The 16,448-nt window shown below is 72.0% G+C and carries 15 protein-coding genes; 6 read left to right on the forward strand and 9 right to left on the reverse strand.

From position 1 onward, the window contains the following. Positions 1–43: 43 nt before the first annotated feature. The gene (locus tag OG439_RS17615; protein WP_326950434.1) at positions 44–1,231 is read right to left on the reverse strand and encodes an amidohydrolase; all 1,188 of its coding nucleotides are present in this window, start codon (positions 1,229–1,231) and stop codon (positions 44–46) included. A gap of 117 nt (positions 1,232–1,348) precedes the next feature. Between OG439_RS17615 and OG439_RS17620 the strand changes: the two genes are divergently transcribed. The 4 genes from OG439_RS17620 to OG439_RS17635 all read left to right on the forward strand — a co-directional run bounded on the left by OG439_RS17620 (position 1,349) and on the right by OG439_RS17635 (position 5,059). Next, positions 1,349–2,437, forward strand: a complete 1,089-nt coding sequence (locus OG439_RS17620; RefSeq protein WP_247052582.1) for a carboxylate-amine ligase — start codon at positions 1,349–1,351, stop codon at positions 2,435–2,437. Between the two features lie 54 nt (positions 2,438–2,491). Beyond that, entirely contained in the window at positions 2,492–3,358 is an 867-nt protein-coding gene (locus OG439_RS17625; RefSeq protein WP_326950435.1) for a GNAT family N-acetyltransferase, read from the forward strand. Between the two features lie 82 nt (positions 3,359–3,440). Beyond that, positions 3,441–3,749, forward strand: coding sequence for a hypothetical protein (locus OG439_RS17630; RefSeq protein ID WP_326950436.1), 309 nt, complete (start codon positions 3,441–3,443; stop codon positions 3,747–3,749). After that, complete coding sequence (locus OG439_RS17635; RefSeq protein ID WP_326950437.1) at positions 3,746–5,059, forward strand: DUF4474 domain-containing protein; 1,314 nt, start codon at positions 3,746–3,748, stop codon at positions 5,057–5,059. Before OG439_RS17630 ends, OG439_RS17635 begins: the two co-directional genes overlap by 4 nt. 10 nt (positions 5,060–5,069) lie before the next feature. On the opposite strand, the gene OG439_RS17640 is transcribed toward OG439_RS17635, so the two are convergent. From OG439_RS17640 to OG439_RS17655, 4 genes are read right to left on the reverse strand one after another with little or no spacing between them, the layout of a single operon-like run. Beyond that, positions 5,070–5,354, reverse strand: a complete 285-nt coding sequence (locus OG439_RS17640) for a hypothetical protein (RefSeq protein WP_326950438.1) — start codon at positions 5,352–5,354, stop codon at positions 5,070–5,072. A 9-nt stretch (positions 5,355–5,363) separates the two neighbouring features. Beyond that, on the reverse strand, positions 5,364–7,232 hold the full coding sequence (locus tag OG439_RS17645) for a CheR family methyltransferase (RefSeq protein WP_326950439.1): 1,869 nt from the start codon (positions 7,230–7,232) through the stop codon (positions 5,364–5,366). Positions 7,233–7,242: 10 nt separating this feature from the next. After that, the gene (locus tag OG439_RS17650; protein ID WP_326950440.1) at positions 7,243–8,007 is read right to left on the reverse strand and encodes an ATP-binding protein; all 765 of its coding nucleotides are present in this window, start codon (positions 8,005–8,007) and stop codon (positions 7,243–7,245) included. Beyond that, a complete protein-coding gene (locus OG439_RS17655) occupies positions 8,004–9,014 on the reverse strand; it encodes a chemotaxis protein CheB (protein ID WP_326950441.1) in 1,011 nt (336 codons plus the stop codon). The genes OG439_RS17650 and OG439_RS17655 overlap by 4 nt, the downstream gene beginning before the upstream one ends. 308 nt (positions 9,015–9,322) lie before the next feature. Here OG439_RS17655 and OG439_RS17660 point away from each other — a divergent pair, with 308 nt between their 5' ends. Beyond that, positions 9,323–9,691, forward strand: a complete 369-nt coding sequence (locus OG439_RS17660) for a hypothetical protein (protein WP_326950442.1) — start codon at positions 9,323–9,325, stop codon at positions 9,689–9,691. Positions 9,692–10,268: 577 nt separating this feature from the next. On the opposite strand, the gene OG439_RS17665 is transcribed toward OG439_RS17660, so the two are convergent. The 4 genes from OG439_RS17665 to htpG all read right to left on the reverse strand — a co-directional run bounded on the left by OG439_RS17665 (position 10,269) and on the right by htpG (position 15,331). Beyond that, entirely contained in the window at positions 10,269–11,861 is a 1,593-nt protein-coding gene (locus OG439_RS17665) for a phytoene desaturase family protein (RefSeq protein WP_326950443.1), read from the reverse strand. A gap of 103 nt (positions 11,862–11,964) precedes the next feature. Next, the gene (locus OG439_RS17670) at positions 11,965–12,399 is read right to left on the reverse strand and encodes a DUF6292 family protein (RefSeq protein ID WP_247052592.1); all 435 of its coding nucleotides are present in this window, start codon (positions 12,397–12,399) and stop codon (positions 11,965–11,967) included. A gap of 120 nt (positions 12,400–12,519) precedes the next feature. Next, the gene (locus tag OG439_RS17675) at positions 12,520–13,155 is read right to left on the reverse strand and encodes a phosphoribosyltransferase (RefSeq protein ID WP_326950444.1); all 636 of its coding nucleotides are present in this window, start codon (positions 13,153–13,155) and stop codon (positions 12,520–12,522) included. Between the two features lie 253 nt (positions 13,156–13,408). Further along, positions 13,409–15,331, reverse strand: coding sequence for a molecular chaperone HtpG (gene htpG, locus OG439_RS17680; RefSeq protein ID WP_326950445.1), 1,923 nt, complete (start codon positions 15,329–15,331; stop codon positions 13,409–13,411). Positions 15,332–15,492: 161 nt separating this feature from the next. Here htpG and OG439_RS17685 point away from each other — a divergent pair, with 161 nt between their 5' ends. Beyond that, positions 15,493–16,446 carry an alpha/beta hydrolase family esterase gene (locus tag OG439_RS17685; protein WP_326950446.1) on the forward strand — a complete coding sequence of 318 codons (954 nt, stop codon included), beginning with the start codon at positions 15,493–15,495 and terminating at the stop codon, positions 16,444–16,446. The last annotated feature ends 2 nt before the right edge of the window (positions 16,447–16,448 follow it).

The following is a 16,448-nucleotide window of genomic DNA, read 5'->3' on the forward strand; positions in this document are numbered from 1 at the left end:
TCCTTCCCGGCCATAAGAGCCGGGAAGGAGTCCTTCACGGCTTTCAGGACCCGTTCCGCTCCTGGGCCCGGAAGTAGTCCCACGCCCGGCTGACGAGCGACGGGTGCGTCCGCAGGTCGATCGCCGTGCGGGCCAGCGCGGCCGCCGACGCCAGCATCGCCGAACGGCCGCGCGGGCTCGCCGCCGCTTCCGCGAACTCGCGGGTGTGGTCCGGGTACTCCGCGGCCGCGATCGCCACGAACGGGTGGATCGCCGGGACGCGGAGGCTGACGTCGCCGATGTCCGACGACCCGAGGTACACCCCGGGCTCGGGCGGCCCGGCGTGGATGCCGCACGCGGCGAGATGCTCGGTGAACCGTTCGGACAGCACCGGGTTGTCGCGGAAGTGGGCGTAGCCGCGGCCGAGGCGTTCGACGTCCACCTTCGCCCCGGTCGCCAGGGCCGCGCCCTGCGCGCACGTCGAGACGTCCTCGGCCAGCTGGTCGAGGGCCGCCGCGGTGAGCGCGCGGAGGCCGAAGCGGCCTTCGGCGCGGTCGGGCACGACGGTGGTCGCTTCGCCGCCGTCGGTGATGATGCCCTGGACGTGCGAGCCCGCGGGCAGCCGCTGGCGCAGGGCCGCCAGCGCGCCGAACGCCTGGATCAGCGCGGCCAGCGCGTCGACGCCGTGCTCCGGGTCGGCGGTCGGGTGCGCGGCGCGGCCGTGGAAGGTCAGCTTCAGCTCGACCCGCGCGGTCAGCGGCGCCCACGACCACGAGTGCACTCCTGGGTGGACCATCAGGACGGCGTCGACGTCGTCGAAGATCCCGGCCTCGGCGAGCGCCTGCTTTCCACCGCCGCTCTCCTCGGCCGGCGCGCCGATCGCGAGCAGCGAGCCGCGGCTGTCGCCGAGCACGTCCTTGGCGGCCAGCGCGGCCCCGAGCCCGGCCGCGGCGACCAGGTTGTGCCCGGAGGCGTGCCCGAGACCGGGCACCGCGTCGTACTCCAGCAGCAGCGCCACACAGGGGCGCCCGGTGCCGGCGCGCGCGACGAACGCCGTGGGCATCCCGGCGGTGCCGGTCTCGACCTCGAAGCCGTCCGCGGCCAGCTCGCCGGTCAGCAGCTCGGCCGCGGCATGCTCCTCGAAGGACGGTTCGGGGCGCGCGTGCAGCGCGGTCGCCACCCGCCACAACCGTTCGTCCAGACGCTCGACCCGTTCGTCCGCCTGCTCGTGAAGCTCTTCGTGCCACTCCATGCCACCGGAATACCCCGAGTGCGCGCGGTCACACAAGCGTAGTCGCGCCGTCACCCGGTTTGCCGCATACCGCGTCCGGGTATCCCGCTGGTTCCCCAACCCCCCAGGAGAACCCCGGTGACAGACCAGGTACTGACCTTCGGCGTCGAAGAGGAGTTCTTCGTCGTCGACCGCCGAGGAATGCTTTCGCACGCCGGCGACGACGTCGTCGACGCGGCGGAAGCGGCCGGCGGCGACCAGGGCGAGCTGCAGCACGAGCTCACCCGGACCCAGGCCGAGGCCGCCACCGACATCTGCCGCACGCATTCCGGTGCCCTGAGCCAGCTGCGCGGACTGCGGGCCGATCTCGCCGGCGCGGCGGCCAAGCGCGGGCTGCGGGTGCTGCCCAGCGGCTGCGCGCCACTGTCCGAAGTGGAAGCACCGATCATCACGCCCACCCCGCGCTACGAGCAGATGGCCGAACACTTCGGCGCCACCGCGCGGACCGCGCTCACCTGCGGCTGCCACGTGCACGTCGCGATCCCCGACAAGGAAACCGGGATCCAGGTGCTGAACCGGGTGCGGCCGTGGCTGCCGGCGCTGCTCACCCTGACCGCCAACTCGCCGATCACCGACGGCTACGACACCGGTTACCACAGCTGGCGCTACCAGCAGTGGAGCCGCTGGCCCTCGGCCGGCCCGCCGCCGAAGTTCGCCTCGCTCGACGAGTACGAGAGCGTCGTCGACGCGTGGCTGCGCGCGGGCTCGATCCTCGACCGCGGGATGGTCTACTGGGACGTCCGGCTCTCGGAAAACCAGCCGACGCTGGAGTTCCGCATCGCCGACGTCGCCGCGACGCCGGAAGAGGCGGTGCTGCTGGCCGTGCTGGCGCGCGGCCTGGTCGCCACCGCGCTGGACGACAGCGCGCCCCCGCCGGACCTGCCCAACGAGGTGCTGCGCGGCCAGCTCTGGCGGGCCTCGCGCGACGGCGTCACCGGCCGTTGCCCGCACCCGCGCACCGGCGACCTCGTGCCCGCCTCGGTGGTGCTCGACGACCTGATCACGCTGACGGGTCCCGCGCTCGAAGCGGCGGGCGACCGCGAGTTCGCCTGGGAGGGGACGGCACGCCTGATCGCCGGCGAGGGCGGCGCCGATCGCCAGCGCGAGTCCTTCGCGAAGCGGCAACGCGCCGCGGACGTCGTCGACCTCATGTCGGTGACGCCGTAGGACCGACCCGAAAACCGGGTGCGGACCGCCGCGCGCTGGTGTGTGATCACGGGTATGGCGATCGTCGTGGAGACCCCGGGAACCGAAGGCCTGACCGAGGCCGTGGCCGCGCTGCGGCAGTGGCAGAGCGACGACGCGCCGCTGCAGCTGCACCCGGGAGACCTCGGCTGGAACTACCGGTTCGGCGCGGCGGCGACGGCCGCGGTGGTCCGGACCTGGACCCGCGACGGCCGGATCGTCGCCGTCGGGCTGCTCGACGGCCCCGGGCTCGTGCGGCTGACGATCGCGCCGGACGTGCGGCAGGACGCGGAACTGGCGCGGCAGCTGGCCGAAGACGTGTCCACCCCGGAACGCGGTGTCCTGCCCGCGGGGCCGGTGTCGGTCGAGGTACCGGACGGCGTGCTGCTCCGGGACGTGCTGGCCGAGGCCGGCTGGCGAGCCGACGAGCCGTGGACGCCGCTGCACCGCGATCTCGCGGAGCCGATGCCGCAGGTGGACCTGCGGATCGAGGTGGCCGGGCCGGCGGAAGCAGCGGTGTGGACCGCGGTCCTGCGGGCGTCGTTCGACCGGTCGACGGCCACCGAGGACCGCTGGCACACGATGGCGGCCGAGTCGCCGTACGCCGACGCCCGGAGCCTGATCGGGTACGACGGCGAAGACAACGCCGTGGCGATCGTGACGGTGTGGTCGGCGGGTCCCGGCCGGCCCGGGCTGATCGAGCCGATGGGCGTGCACCGCGACCACCGGGGTCACGGCCACGGCCGGGCGATCACCGTCGCCGCGGCGGCCGCGCTCCGGGAGCTGGGTTCGTCGAGCGCGATCGTCTGCACCGCGAGCGCCAACGCCGCCGCCGTCGCCACCTACGCCTCGGCCGGCTTCCGGCCGCACCCCGAGCGGCTGGACCTGCGGCGGGACAACTAGGAACCAAATGGCCGAACCGGACGTCTGACCGCGGCGTGGGTGTTACGTTTCCCGCGCGAAACGTCACGCGGGAGGATGGTCGGTGGGGTTCGAGGTCGATGTCGCGGACATCAGCAAGGCGGCGGCCAAGCTCGGCGCGGGGACGCCGCCGTCGCTCGCGGCCGGGGGCTCGCCGAACGTCGGCGGCACGGACCGGGCCGGCGGCTACGCGGGCGACTACGACGTCTGGCTGCTGACCCGGCAGGAAGACCTGCAGGCCGCGCAGCAGCAGGTCGAGAGCCTCGTCGAAAGCATCAAGAGCGCCGCGAAGAGCTACGACAGCACCGACGCCGACGCCCGTGACGCCTTCCTGAAGGCCCTCGACAGCGGCTTCGAACGGATCGACCGATGACGTCGGTGTTCGACCGGATCCGCGGGCTCGCCGACCAGGTCGAGAAGGGCAGCACGACCGAACTGGACGACCGGGCCCGCGCCTGCCGGACCACCAAGGAAGCCGTCAAGGACGCCAAGGCCCTGGTCGAGAGCGTCCGCGTGGAGCTGAGCCAGGGCTGGCACGGCGGCGCCGGCGAGGCGGCGCTCTCCTCGCTCGAAGACTTCAGGAAGAACCGCGACGAACAGGCCGAAGATCTCGAGGAGTCGGCGAAGTCGTTCGAGGTGGTCCGCGACGCGCTGGCGAAGGCGCAGCTGGAAGCGCGGAGCAAACGCGCGGACGCCGACGCGTTGCAGACGAAGCTCGACAACGTGTGGCACGGCCTCGGCCGCGGCACGGGCACCGTCGTGCTCGCCTGGGCGGAGGACAAGATCATCAAGGGGCGGGCCCTCGTCCTGCTGGCCGACATGCAGCGGGTGGTGACCACCTACGACGCGGTGCTGCTCGTCGAAGGCCTGAAGATCCGCAACAAGACGGGCCGGGTGTGGGAGCTCGCGGGCTCGGAGAAGCGGAACCCGGCCGAGATCGCGGCGATCATCCTCGCCGAGATCCCCGGCCTCGCCGCACTGGTGGCGAAGAACCCGAAGCTCGACCTCGCCCTGCTGAGGGGCGACTGGGACACGATCATGCAGGACCCCGCGGTCGCGCGGAAGATCTACGACTACTTCGGCTTCGAGTACGTCGAGGACGGGGACTTCTACACCACCGGCGAGCATTCCGTGCAGAGCTACCTGGGCTGGCACGACATCTACGACAAGATGGAACAGCTCATCGGCGCGGACCTCGACCGCACCAGCGCCCAGGGCGACAACATGGAGTTCACCGACCCCGAGACCGGGAAGCAGTACCGCCTGGAACTGTGGAAGGGCGGCTACGGCTTCGGCAGCGCGTTCGGCGGCGAAGTCGGCTTCTACACCAGCGACGCCGGGGACGACTCCGGCTACTTCTCCGCCGCGCAGGGCGACGACCAGATCAAGGTGACCCAGCAGATCTACGACAAGGAAAGCGGCGAGGTCTACTTCACCAACGACGGCCAGGGCGCCGACGGCACCGACAAACGGCACTTCTGGAACCTGGCGATCCGCACCGACCCGGACGTGGACCCCGGCCGGCTGGGCCAGCGCGCCACGATCGAGGCGCAGGACGTCGGGATGCGCGACCGGATGTACGACGAGATGACGCGGTACGCCACCGCGCACCCCGAAGAGCACCTGACCGTCACGAAGGGGTCCGACGACCCGCCGGTCCTCAGCTACGACTGGCGGAAGTGACCCGCGCCGCTCACACCGCGGAGACCGGCTTGAACTCCCAGGGCCCGTCATCATCCCGGTTGTCCCGGTCGCGCCGGTCGGCCCGGCCGCGGGGCCGGACGTCGTGGTCGGCGAGCCCGGCGTACACGTCGGCGACGTCGATCAGGCCGGCGACCTCGTCGGCGACGTGCTGTCCGTGCCGCTCCTCGATGTCTTCGAGCCCGGCTCGCACCGCCGCGGTCGCGGCGCTGCGAGCCGTGGCCAGCAGCGTGCGGGCCAGCTCTTCCGAACCACCGGCACGTCGCGACTCGTTCATGGCCCCAGCCTAGGCGGAGCCACCGGCGCCCGTGCGGGTTTCCTCCATCATCAGCAACGCGCCGTGGCTGCGGCCGTCGGCCCCGCGCAGGGCGCTGCACATCAGCCGGACGACGACCGCGCGGCCGCGGCGGTTGATCGCGTCCAGGGTCAGCTCGGCCTGCGATTCGGCGTCGGCCAGCGCGTCGCGGACCACCGGGCGCAGCTCGGCGAGCGGCAGGCCGATGTCGAGGTTGAGCAGGTGGGTGCCCTCGGCTTCTTCCCGGCGGACGCCCCAGAGCTCCTCGGCGCCGCGGTTCCAGGCCTTGATCCGCATCTCGGTGTCGATCACGACGATGCCGGCCTGGATCGAGGTCAGCACCGACTCCAGGAAGTCGTTGAGGTCGTCGAGCTCGACGCCGCGGTCACGCAGGGCGTCGTTGATCGTCTGCAGCTCGTCGTTGGTGGAGTGCAGTTCCTCGTTCATGGTTTCGAGCTCTTCGTTGGTGGACTGGAGCTCCTCGTTGGTCGTCTCCAGTTCCTCCACTGTGGACTGGAGCTCCTCGTTCGTGGTCTCCAGCTCCTCGTTGGTCGACTGCAGCTCCTCGTAGGCCGACTCGAGCTGGCGGTTCGAGTGCTCGAGCTCGGTGAGCAGCAACCGCGCCCAGCTGACGTCGTGGAACACCACCGACACGCCGAGCAGGCTCTTCTCCTTGCCCAGCAACGGGTTGACGTGCACCTCGTACCACACCACGTCGCCGGCGCGGCGCCATTCGACGTCCTTGATGCGCAGCGACCGGCGCTCCAGGCGGGCCTGCTCGACGTACGGGCGCAGCGCGACCGGGCGGTAGGAGACGTCGAGGTCCCACAGCTTGCGGCCGATGTCGCGTTCGGACAGTCCGAACGCCAGCTCCGCCTGCTGGTTGATCAGCGCCGTCACCTCGTCGCCGGTCACCACGATCTGGGCGACGGGGCTGGCCGAGAAAGCGTGTTCGCGCAGCTGGTCCAGGCCCGAGACGTCGGCCGGGCGCCGCGGCGGGTAGCCGTAGGTGACGAACCGGCTGTAGCCGACGGGTGAGTTGGCCACCTTGCGGAACACCCGCCGCTTGAGGTCGAGCGGCTCGAAGATGCGGCCGTGGCTGAGCAGCATCTCGGCCTTGCCCAGGAACATCATGCCGCGCGGGGCGAGTGCGAAGTGGAACCGCTCGAGGATCTTCGTCTGGGTGTCCGCGTTGAAGTACATCAGGGTGTTGCGGCACACGAGCAGGTCGATCCGCGAGATCGGGGCGTCCTGCACGAGGTCGTTGCGGCCGAAGATGACCGAGCGGCGCAGGTCCTTGCGGAAGCTGTACCGGCTGCCGTACTGCTCGAAGTACTCCTCGACCTTGTCCTCGGGCACCCCGTCGAGCTCGGCCGGGGTGTAGGTCGCCTGCCGCGCCTGGCCGAGCGCCTCTTCGTCCACGTCGGTGGCGTAGATCTTGACTCGCTGACGGAAGGCGTCGACCCCGATCGCCTCGGCGAACGCGATCGCCAGGCTGTAGGCCTCCTGACCGGCCGCGCAGCCGGCGCTCCAGACGCGGATCGGCTCTTCCGGGGTGCGTTCGGCCAGCAGCGCGGGGATCACCTGCTCGCGCAGGTAGTCCCAGGCGTCCGGGTCGCGGAAGAACGCGGTGACGTTGATGAGGATCGTGTTGAACAACGCGACGAACTCGTCCGCGTTGACCTGCAGCTGGTCGATGTAGTCGGTGAAGCTCCCGGCCCCGACCTGGCTCATCCGCCGCTGGACGCGCCGCATCAGGCTGGTGCGCTTGTAGCCGGTGAAGTCGAACCCGCGGGACTCCTTCAGGTAGGTGAGCACCGACTCGAATTCGCGGTCGGCCTCCGGCCCGGGATCCGTCACCGGGGATACGCTACCCGGCCCGGTTTCCCGGGCGGCCGCGCCTGGTCAGCACCGCCCAGACCACCTTGCCGCCCGACCAGGACCGGCTGCAGCCCCACACCCGGGCGACCTGTGCCACCAGCTGCAGCCCGAGACCGGCTTCCCCGGGACCGAGCCGCTCGTGGCGCACGGCCGGGCACGGGTCGTCGTCGCCGACCGCGACGGTGAAGATGCCGCGCCGCAGTTCCAGGCGCAGCCGCGGCGCGTAGATCGTGTGCCGGATCGTGTTCTCGACGAACTCGGTCGCGATGAGCTGCGCGTCCTCCTCGTGCTCCGGCACCCCCCACTCCGCGCAGACGCGGGCGACGAACTGCCTGGCCAGCGCCGACGCGCCGGTCATGGGCGCGAGCAGCTGCACCGCGCGGCGGCGCGGCGGGTTGTCCCGTTCCCGCTCGGCCGTGCCGACGTCGGCGTGGACCGCGACGAACCGGTCGATCGACCGGTTCGCCAGCAGGGCCAGGTGCTCCGGCCGCGTGGAGACGAGCGCGAACGGGACGCCGGGCCAGTCGCCGATCCGCATGGCGACGACGGAGAAGACGCTCGCCAGGCTGTCGTCGTCGACGCGAAGGCCCTGGATGTCGGCGACGACGCTGTCGGGGGCGTCCGTGGCGATCTTGAGCAGGCCGTCGCGCAGGTCGGGATAGGTGTCGAGGCTGAGCACCCCGGTCACCGTCACGACGGTCGAGCCCGCGCGGACGTCCGGCACCAGGGTCACGGCCGCGCGGTCGGCGGTCACGGCGTGGGCCCGGTCTCCGGGTGACGGGCGATGAGGAACCTCCGCAGGGTTTCGGCGGCCGTCGTGCATTCGTGCACGGTGGTGTCGTAGCGGCCGGTCAGGCCGGCGAGGCCGCGGTGGCTGGTGTCGCGCTGCATGCGCCGGGCCAGCGCGGCCTTTTCGTCGAGGGAACGCAACGCCGTCCACAACGCCCGCTCGAACTCGGCGTCGTGGGCGCTGAGCAGGGCTTCGGCCGACCACGCGTGCCCGATGCGGCAGCGGTACTGCCCGTGCGGCTGGCTGATCTCCAGCAACGTGCCCTGGCAGTCCGGGCAACTGTAGCCCGAGGCCGGGGTCCCTTCGCCGGGCTCGACCGCGTCCAGCCGGACGCCGTCGCGCGCGATCCGGTCCTCCAGCAGCAGCGCCGGCGACGGCGGGTCCACCGCGACCGCGTCCACCGGGACGCGCACCAGCTTGTCCAGCACCTTGCCGAGCACGCCGGCCGGGTAGACGTGCTCGGTCGGCGTCCGGGCCAGCGCGTTCGCGGGCATGTCCGGGTAGAGCGCCTCCTCCGGGTCCTGGACCATCGCCAGGCCGCCGCGCTCCACCACCGAGCAGAGCCCGACGGAGCCGTCGTCGAGCGCGCCGGAGAGCACGACGCCGATCGCCGCGGGGCCGGCGGCGACCGCCGCGGACCGGAGCGTGGCGTTGATGGCGGGCCGGTGGCCGTTCTCGGTCGGGCCGCGGCTGAGCATCAGGGCGTCGTCGGCGATGAGCAGGTGCCGGTCGGGCGGGGCGACGTGGATGACGCCCTTGGTCAGCGGCCCGCCGTGGCGCGCGGGCACGGCGGACAGGGCGCCGGCGCGGCTCAGGATCTGGGGCAGGGCGCTCGACGCGCCGGGCGACAGGTGCATGACGGCCAGGATCGCCGCGGGGAAGTCCGCCGGCAGGGCCTGGACCAGGGTTCGGAGGGCCTCGACGCCGCCCGCGGAGGCGCCGATCACCACGACGTCACGCTGGAAGGGCACGGCGACCACCTCCTCACCCCCGTCACGGTAGCCGTATCGTCCGCTTCGGGTAACCGAGACCGGCTGTTGGTGATCGGATCCCGAGCCGCGGCCCGGCCGTTCACGTCCACTGTGGACGGCACCGCACGGTCGCTCGCGATGGCCGGCCCCGGAGGTTCCCCGGCGCGGGCCGTGATTAAACATCACTCGGGTGGGGAAGATCTTGCGTGACCGAGGTCCCGGAAACGCCAGGGGGCACCGTGAGTGAACGCCGATCCATCCGAAAGTGTAGTGGTCCCCGTACCCGTTCTTCCGGGAGCCTGGATGGGATGTCAGACGGATCAGGACCCGACCGGCGGAGCACCGCCCCCACCGTGCGCTGGCGCGCGTCGATAGGCTTGGCCGTCGGCGCCGACGGCCCGGTGTCGAGCATCGTCGAGTCCGACCACGGCAGCGAAGGCTCCGCCCGCGAGTGGATCGAACGAAAGCTCCCCCGCACCCGCTTCCCGGCGTGGATCCCGGCAGCCCGCCGAGCGGACGGCGTAGAACTGTTCGGCCGGGTGGCCCGCGGCCAGGTGGTGACGGGCCGCCTCCTGCCGACGTGGGAATCGGACACGGCCACCGAAATCTGGCACGCAGACCGCACGGGCGACCAGGTCCAGTGGCGCCGCTGCGCAATCCCGGTGGTGGACAACTAGCGCTTCGCGGTGCCCCGTCGGGCACTCGGGTCGCCGTGTCGGCTGGGCCGGTCGCCGCGCCGGCCACTTCGGTCACAGTGTTGGCCATTGCCGACACTGTGTTGGCCGCTCCGGTCACCATGTCGGCCGCTCCTGTCGGGCGCCGCGTTTGCCGATCCCGGCACCGTGTTGACCACTCGGGGCGCTGTGTCGGCCCTTCCGGTCGCCATGTTGGCCACTCCGGTCGCTGTACTGGCCGCTCCCGGTGCCGTGTTGGCCACTCCAGTCGCCGCGTCGGGCCGTTCCCGACTGCGTGTTGGCCGATCCTGGCGCCGTGTTTTGCAACTTCGGGCGCCATGTTGGCTGTTCTCGGCGCCGCGTCGGCCACTCGCGTCACCGTGTTAGCCACTCCGAGCGCCATGTTGGCCGTGCCCGGCACCATGTCGACCGTTCCTACCCGTGTCGGCCGTTCCCGTCAGCGTGTTGGCCGTTGGCGGGCAGCTTGACCGTTCGCGAAAGACCACCACGATCACCGGAGTAGCCAACACGGCGGCCGGAAGGGCCAACAAGCCGCCCAGCCCGCCGACCAGTGCTGGCCTCAGCCGTAGATTGCTCGGTGGGCCGCTCGGATCAGCGCCGCGTAGCCGCCGCCCAGCTTGCCCGCTCGGGTCAGGGCCGCGCGGGCCGCGTTGGCTCCCGGGCCGCCGTGGACTGCTCCGCCCGGGTGGGCCGATGCGCCCGCCAGGTACAGGTGGTCCACCGGGGTGTCCGCGCGGCCCGTGCCCGGGACCGGGCGGAAGAACAGCTGCTGGTGGATCGCCGTCGTGCCGCCGTTGATCGCTCCGCCCACCAGGCCCGGGTTGTGCTCCGCCAGCTCTGCCGGGCCCTGGACGTAGCGGTTCTTGATCAGGCCCGCGAACCCCGGCGCGTGGGCCTCGACCGTCTCCTCGATCCGCTTGACCCGCCGCTCCAGCGCCCCCCGGCCAGCCATCGAGCCGCGCGGGACGTGCGTGTACGCCCACGCCGCCTCGGTGCCCGCCGGTGAGCGGTCCGGGTCGGTCGTCGTCATCTGGCCGAACAGCAGGAACGGGCGGCGCGGCGTCCGGCCGCGAGCCAGCTCGTTGCCGAACGCCGAGAGGCCGTCCAGGTCCGTGCCGAGGTGGACGGTGCCCGCGCCGCGCGCGCCCTCGGCCGTCCACGGCACCGGGCCCGACAGCGCCCAGTTCACCTTCACCGTCGCGCTGTCCCACTCGAACCGGCGCAGGTCGTCGACCAGCCGGGACGGCAGCCACTCCGCGCCGACCAGCTCGCCGTACAGGATCGGTGCCGGGACGTCGGCGAGCACCGCGCGGTGCGCCCGGACCGGGTCGCCCGCGGCGTCGCGCACGCCCAGTGCCCGCCCGCCGGCGACGATGACCTCGCGCACCGGACGTCCACAGTGGACTTTCCCACCCCGGGACTCCAGGCGGCGCACCAAAGCCGCCGTCAGCTCCCCCGCGCCGCCCGCGGGGGCCGGGAACCCGGTGTCCTGCCCGATCATCGCCAGCAACCAGCCGAACACGGCGCTGCCCGCGTTGTCCACGGAAACGTCGCTGTGCGCGGCGTTTCCGGCCAGCAGCAGCCGCGCGCCCTCCCCCGCGAACACCTCCTCGCCGAACCGGCGCGCCGGCAGCGTCAGCATCCGCGCCAGGCGCAACGCGTCGGCGGTTCCGGTGCGCCGCAACAGCTTAAGCGCCGGGCGGACCGGCGGGAACGGCGCGAACAGCGCCGCCAGCAACGGTTCCCGAAGTTCCTTCCACTGCGCGGCCAGCGCCCGCCACGCGTCACCGTCGCCCGGCGCGAACTCGTCGGCCGACGCCGCGGTGCGGTCGAGGTCGCGCGAGAGCACCGCGCACCGGTCGTCCGGCAGCACGTGCGCGAGCACGTCCGGGGCGTGCCGCCACCGCAAACCGTGCCCTTCGAGCCCGAGGCCGCGGATCGCCGGCGACACCGCGCCCAGCGGGTAGAACGAGCTGAACAGGTCGACGTGGAAGCCGGGTTCGGTGACCTCGGCGGTCTGGACCGCGCCGCCCGGCCGGTCCGTCGCCTCCAGGACCAGCACCGACCAGCCGGCGTCGGCCAGCATGTTGGCCGCGACCAGGCCGTTGTGCCCGGCGCCGATCACCACCGCGTCGGCGGCTTCCGTGCTCACTGGGCCTCCCGCTGGTCACTCCTGGTCGTCCCAGGGTAGTGCGATCGGGTCCGGCCGTCACCCGGCGGGCGCACTGTGTCCGATGTGGACGGACGGGTGGCCCTCAGGCCTGGCCTTCCGGCAGGCAGACGCTCTTCCCGGCGTAGGCGGCGAGACGCTCGTCGAAGCCGTCCGCCGCACCGGGTCTGCGGAAGTCCGGCGGGTCCGGCCGGCCCGGGTAGCCGTCCCCGTAGAGGTCGCGGACGAACTCCTCGACGGCGCACGGCGCGGGCAGCAGGTCCTCGCCGAGGTAGGCCAGCACCACCACGTCCTCGCCGGTCGCCGACTCGACGGCCGCGGCCCAGCCGTCCTGCTCGTCCCACAGCAGCGCCGTCTCGTGGTCCGGGAACCGCTCGAGACGCAGTTCGAGCGCGAGGTAGGCGGTGGCGGGCACCTCGACCTCGCAGAACCACGCGGGCGCGTCGAGCTTGCTCGCGACGGCCAGCAGGTACTGCCGCAGTCCGAGCGCCGGCGCGCCGAGTCCGTCCCGTTCCGCCATGACACCTGCCCCATCAGTCGGTACCCCCGCCCGGTGATACCCCGCCACCCAGCCGCTCAATCGGGTGTTCCCCGGGTGGAGCAGCACGTCACGGTGCGTCCTCTGTGGAACCGCCGACGGTCACCGGGCGAGCAGCGCGAGCACCTCTTCGTCACGCGTCTGGCGGAAATCGGCGTACCACTGGCCGACGGCGCGAAACTCCGGCGGCTCGACGACGCTGACGACGTCGTCGGCCTCGGGCAGCAGCGCGACGGCGTCCGGAGCGCACACGGGAGCGGCGAAAACCAAGGTCAGCGGCTCGCCGGCGCGCAGATCACGCAACGCCGCGCGGGCGGTGACGCCGGTGGCGAGCCCGTCGTCGACGAGGATGACGTCCCGGCCGGCGCAACCGACCGGTGCCCGATCCCCGCGGTAGCGCGCGAGCCGGCGGCGCGCCTCGGCCCGTTCGCGGTTTTCCGTACGCGCCAGCTCACCGGCGGTGAGGTGCAGGGCCTGGAGGCTCACGTCGGAGTAGAGGGCCGGGCCGTGGGGCGTGACCGCGCCGACGCCGTATTCGCGCCGCCCGGGCGCGCCGATCTTCCGCGCGACCGCGACGTCCAGTTCGGCCCCGAGCCACCGCGCGACGACGGCCGCCACGGGCATCCCGCCCCGCGCGAGCCCGAGCACGAGCGGATCGGCCCAGGTCCGCCGCGCGAGCACCCGCGCCAGCCGGCGGCCGCCGTCCTCGCGGTTGGCGAAAACCTGCGACGAGGACACGAGAGCTCCTCTCACCCGACGAGAGCCTCCCGGGTGAGTGTCCTCCTCGGGCGGGTCTGGGGAGGAGTCTCGGCCCACGCGGGTAACGCCAGCACGTGGAGCGACCGGCAGGCTGGACAGGTCCACGCCGACGCCGGCCCGGCTGGCGGGCCCGGAAGGTGAAGTTCCAGCCAGATGCCGACGGATCGAGCACGCAAGTGCCGCCCCGGCAGAGGAGCGGGCCCGGGCGGGAAGTCCCGCCCGGGCCGCTGCCTCAGAGGGTCTTCTCCAGGCGGTTCGCCAGCAGCTTGATGAAGCGGGCCGGGTCGCCCAGTTCGCCGCCTTCGGCCAAGAGCGCCATTCCGTAGAGCAGCTCCGCCGTCTCGGCCAGGCCGGTGTCTTCCGGGCGTGCGGCGTGCGCCTCGCGCAGGCCGGTGACCAGGGCGTGTTCCGGGTTGAGCTCCAGGATCCGCTTGATCGGCGGCAGCTCCTGCCCCATCGCGCGGTACATCTTCTCGAGCGTCGGGGTCAGGTCGTGGGTGTCGCCGACGATGCAGGCGGGTGACGTCGTCAGCCGCGACGAGAGCCGGACCTCCTTGACGTCCTCGCCCAGCGACGTCCCCATCCACGACAGCAGGCCCTCGAAGTCCTTCTGCTGCTGTTCGCGCGCGACCTCGGTGGCCTTCTTGTCCTCGTCCGAGTCCAGGTCGACCTGGCCCTTGGCGATGGACTGGAACTGCTTGCCGTCGAAGCCCGGCACCGCGTCGACCCACATCTCGTCGATCGGGTCGGTGAGCACCAGCACCTCGTAGCCCTTGGCCGCGAACGCCTCCATGTGCGGCGAGTTCTCGACGGCCGACCGGGAGTCGCCGGTCATGTAGTAGACGTGCTCCTGGCCCTCCTTCATCCGCTCGACGTACTCGCGCAGCGAGGTCGGCTTCTCGGCGTCGTGCGTCGAGGGGAACGACGAGATCTCGAGGATCGCCTCGCGGTTCTCGAAGTCGTCGAGCAGGCCTTCCTTGACCGCGCGGCCGAACTCGCGCCAGAACGTGGCGTACTTCTCGGCGTCGGAAGACATCATCGACTTCACCGTCGAGAGGACCTTCTTGACCAGGCGACGGCGGATCAGCTGGATCTGGCGGTCCTGCTGCAGGATCTCCCGCGACACGTTGAGCGAGAGGTCCTGCGCGTCGACGACGCCCTTGACGAACCGCAGGTACTCGGGGACGAGCGACTCGCAGTCGTCCATGATGAACACGCGCTTGACGTAGAGCTGCACGCCGCGCTTGCGCTCGCGCAGGAACAGGTCCATCGGCGCGTGCGAGGGCAGGAACAGCAGCGCCTGGTACTCGAACGTGCCCTCGGCCTGCAGCCGGATCGTTTCGAGCGGGTCCTGCCAGTCGTGGCTGACGTGCTTGTAGAACTCGCTGTACTCGGTCTCGGAGACCTCGCTCGACGACCGCGCCCACAGCGCCTTCATCGAGTTCACCGTCTCGACCGCCGGCTCGGCGGGCTCTTCGCCCTCGGCGGCCGGCGCGGCGTCGGCGGTCATCCGGATCGGCCAGGTGATGAAGTCCGAGTACTTCTTCACGATCTCCCGGATCTTCGCCGGGGACGTGTAGTCGTACAGCGCGTCTTCGGTGTCCTCCGGCTTGAGGTGCAGCGTGACCGCGGTGCCCTGCGGCGCGTCGTCGACCGGCTCGATCGTGTAGGTGCCTTCGCCCTCGGACTCCCAGCGGACGCCCTCGGCGCTGCCCGCGTGGCGCGTCACGAGGGTGACCTTGTCGGCGACCATGAAGCTCGCGTAGAAGCCGACGCCGAACTGGCCGATCAGGTCCTGCGACGCCGCCGCGTCCTGCGCTTCCTTGAGCTTGGCGAGGAAGTCGGCGGTGCCGGACTTCGCGATCGTGCCGATGAGGCCGACGACGTCGTCGCGGGTCATGCCGATGCCGTTGTCCCGCACCGTCAGCGTGCGCTCGGCCGGGTCCGACTCGATCGTGATGTGCAGGTCGGCGGTGTCGGCGACGAGGTCCTTGTCGCGGTACGACTCCAGCCGCAGCTTGTCGAGGGCGTCCGAAGCGTTCGACACCAGTTCCCGCAGGAACGTGTCCTTGTTCGAATAGATCGAATGGATCATCAGCTGGAGCAGCTGACGCGCCTCGGACTGGAACTCGAGCGTCTCGATCGGGGTGGTCACGGGCTTCCTTCCGGGTGTCACGGCGAACGGGTGCGATCGTACCGAGGGGGTCCGACAGTCCGGGCCGTCACCCGGCCGCGCACTTTATGAACGCAATGTAGGCGGGCCGCGACAGCCGGTGTGATGCTGGCCACGCCCTGCTGCCGATCAAGGAGGATCGAGTGCCCGGACGCTTCCCCCGGCCCCGGTGGGCGGCCGCGTTCGCCGCGGCCTGCGCGCTGACCACCGGCTTCGCCGCACCCGCCGCGGCTGTGACACCGTCGCACGTCGTCGACCACCCCGTCCGCACCACCGGCTGCGGCCGCCCGGCGCCCGTCCCGGCCGGCGTGACGACGACGCAGCACCTCACCTCGGGCGGCCTCGACCGCACCTACACCGTGCACCTGCCGGCGCACTACGACCCGCGCCGGTCCTACCCGGTGCTCCTGTCGTTCCACGGGCACAAGCGCACGTCCCAGTACCAGGAGGAGCTGTCCGGCTTCTCCGCGCTGGACGCGATCTCGGTCTACCCGCAGGGCCTCGTCGGGACCGACGGCGAGACCGCCTGGACCGGCGCGCCCTACTCGGCCGCCGCGGACGACGTCCTGCTCACCAGCGACCTGATCACGAAGCTGCAGCAGACGCTGTGCGTCGACGCGAACCGCGTCTTCGCCGCCGGGAAGTCCAACGGCGGCGGGTTCGTCGGCGTGCTGGCCTGCCGCCTGGCGAGCCGGATCGCGGCGTTCGCCCCGGTGTCCGGCGCCTTCTACCCGCAGGGCGGCGCCTGCCACCCGAGCCGGCCGGTGCCGATCCTCGACTTCCACGGCACCGCCGACACGACCATCCCCTACGCCGGCGTTCCGGAGAAGGGCCTGCCGCCGATCCCCGATTGGCTCGCCGCGTGGTCCACAAGGGACGGTTGCCGGTTCGGGCCGCTGTCGTGGACGCCGGTGAAGGGCGTCGTCGCGCAGAAGTGGCTCGCCTGCGACCGGCGCGGCACGGTCGAGCACTACCGCGTCGAAGGCGCGGGGCACGTCTGGCCGAGCACAAAACCGAACCTCGACTCGGCCACGCCGACCGTCATCGACGCGACCCCGGTGATCTGGCGGTTCTTCCGGAATCACCCGTTGCACTGACC

The sequence above is a fragment of the Amycolatopsis sp. NBC_01307 genome, assembly GCF_035975215.1.
Classification (GTDB): Bacteria; Actinomycetota; Actinomycetes; order Mycobacteriales; family Pseudonocardiaceae; genus Amycolatopsis.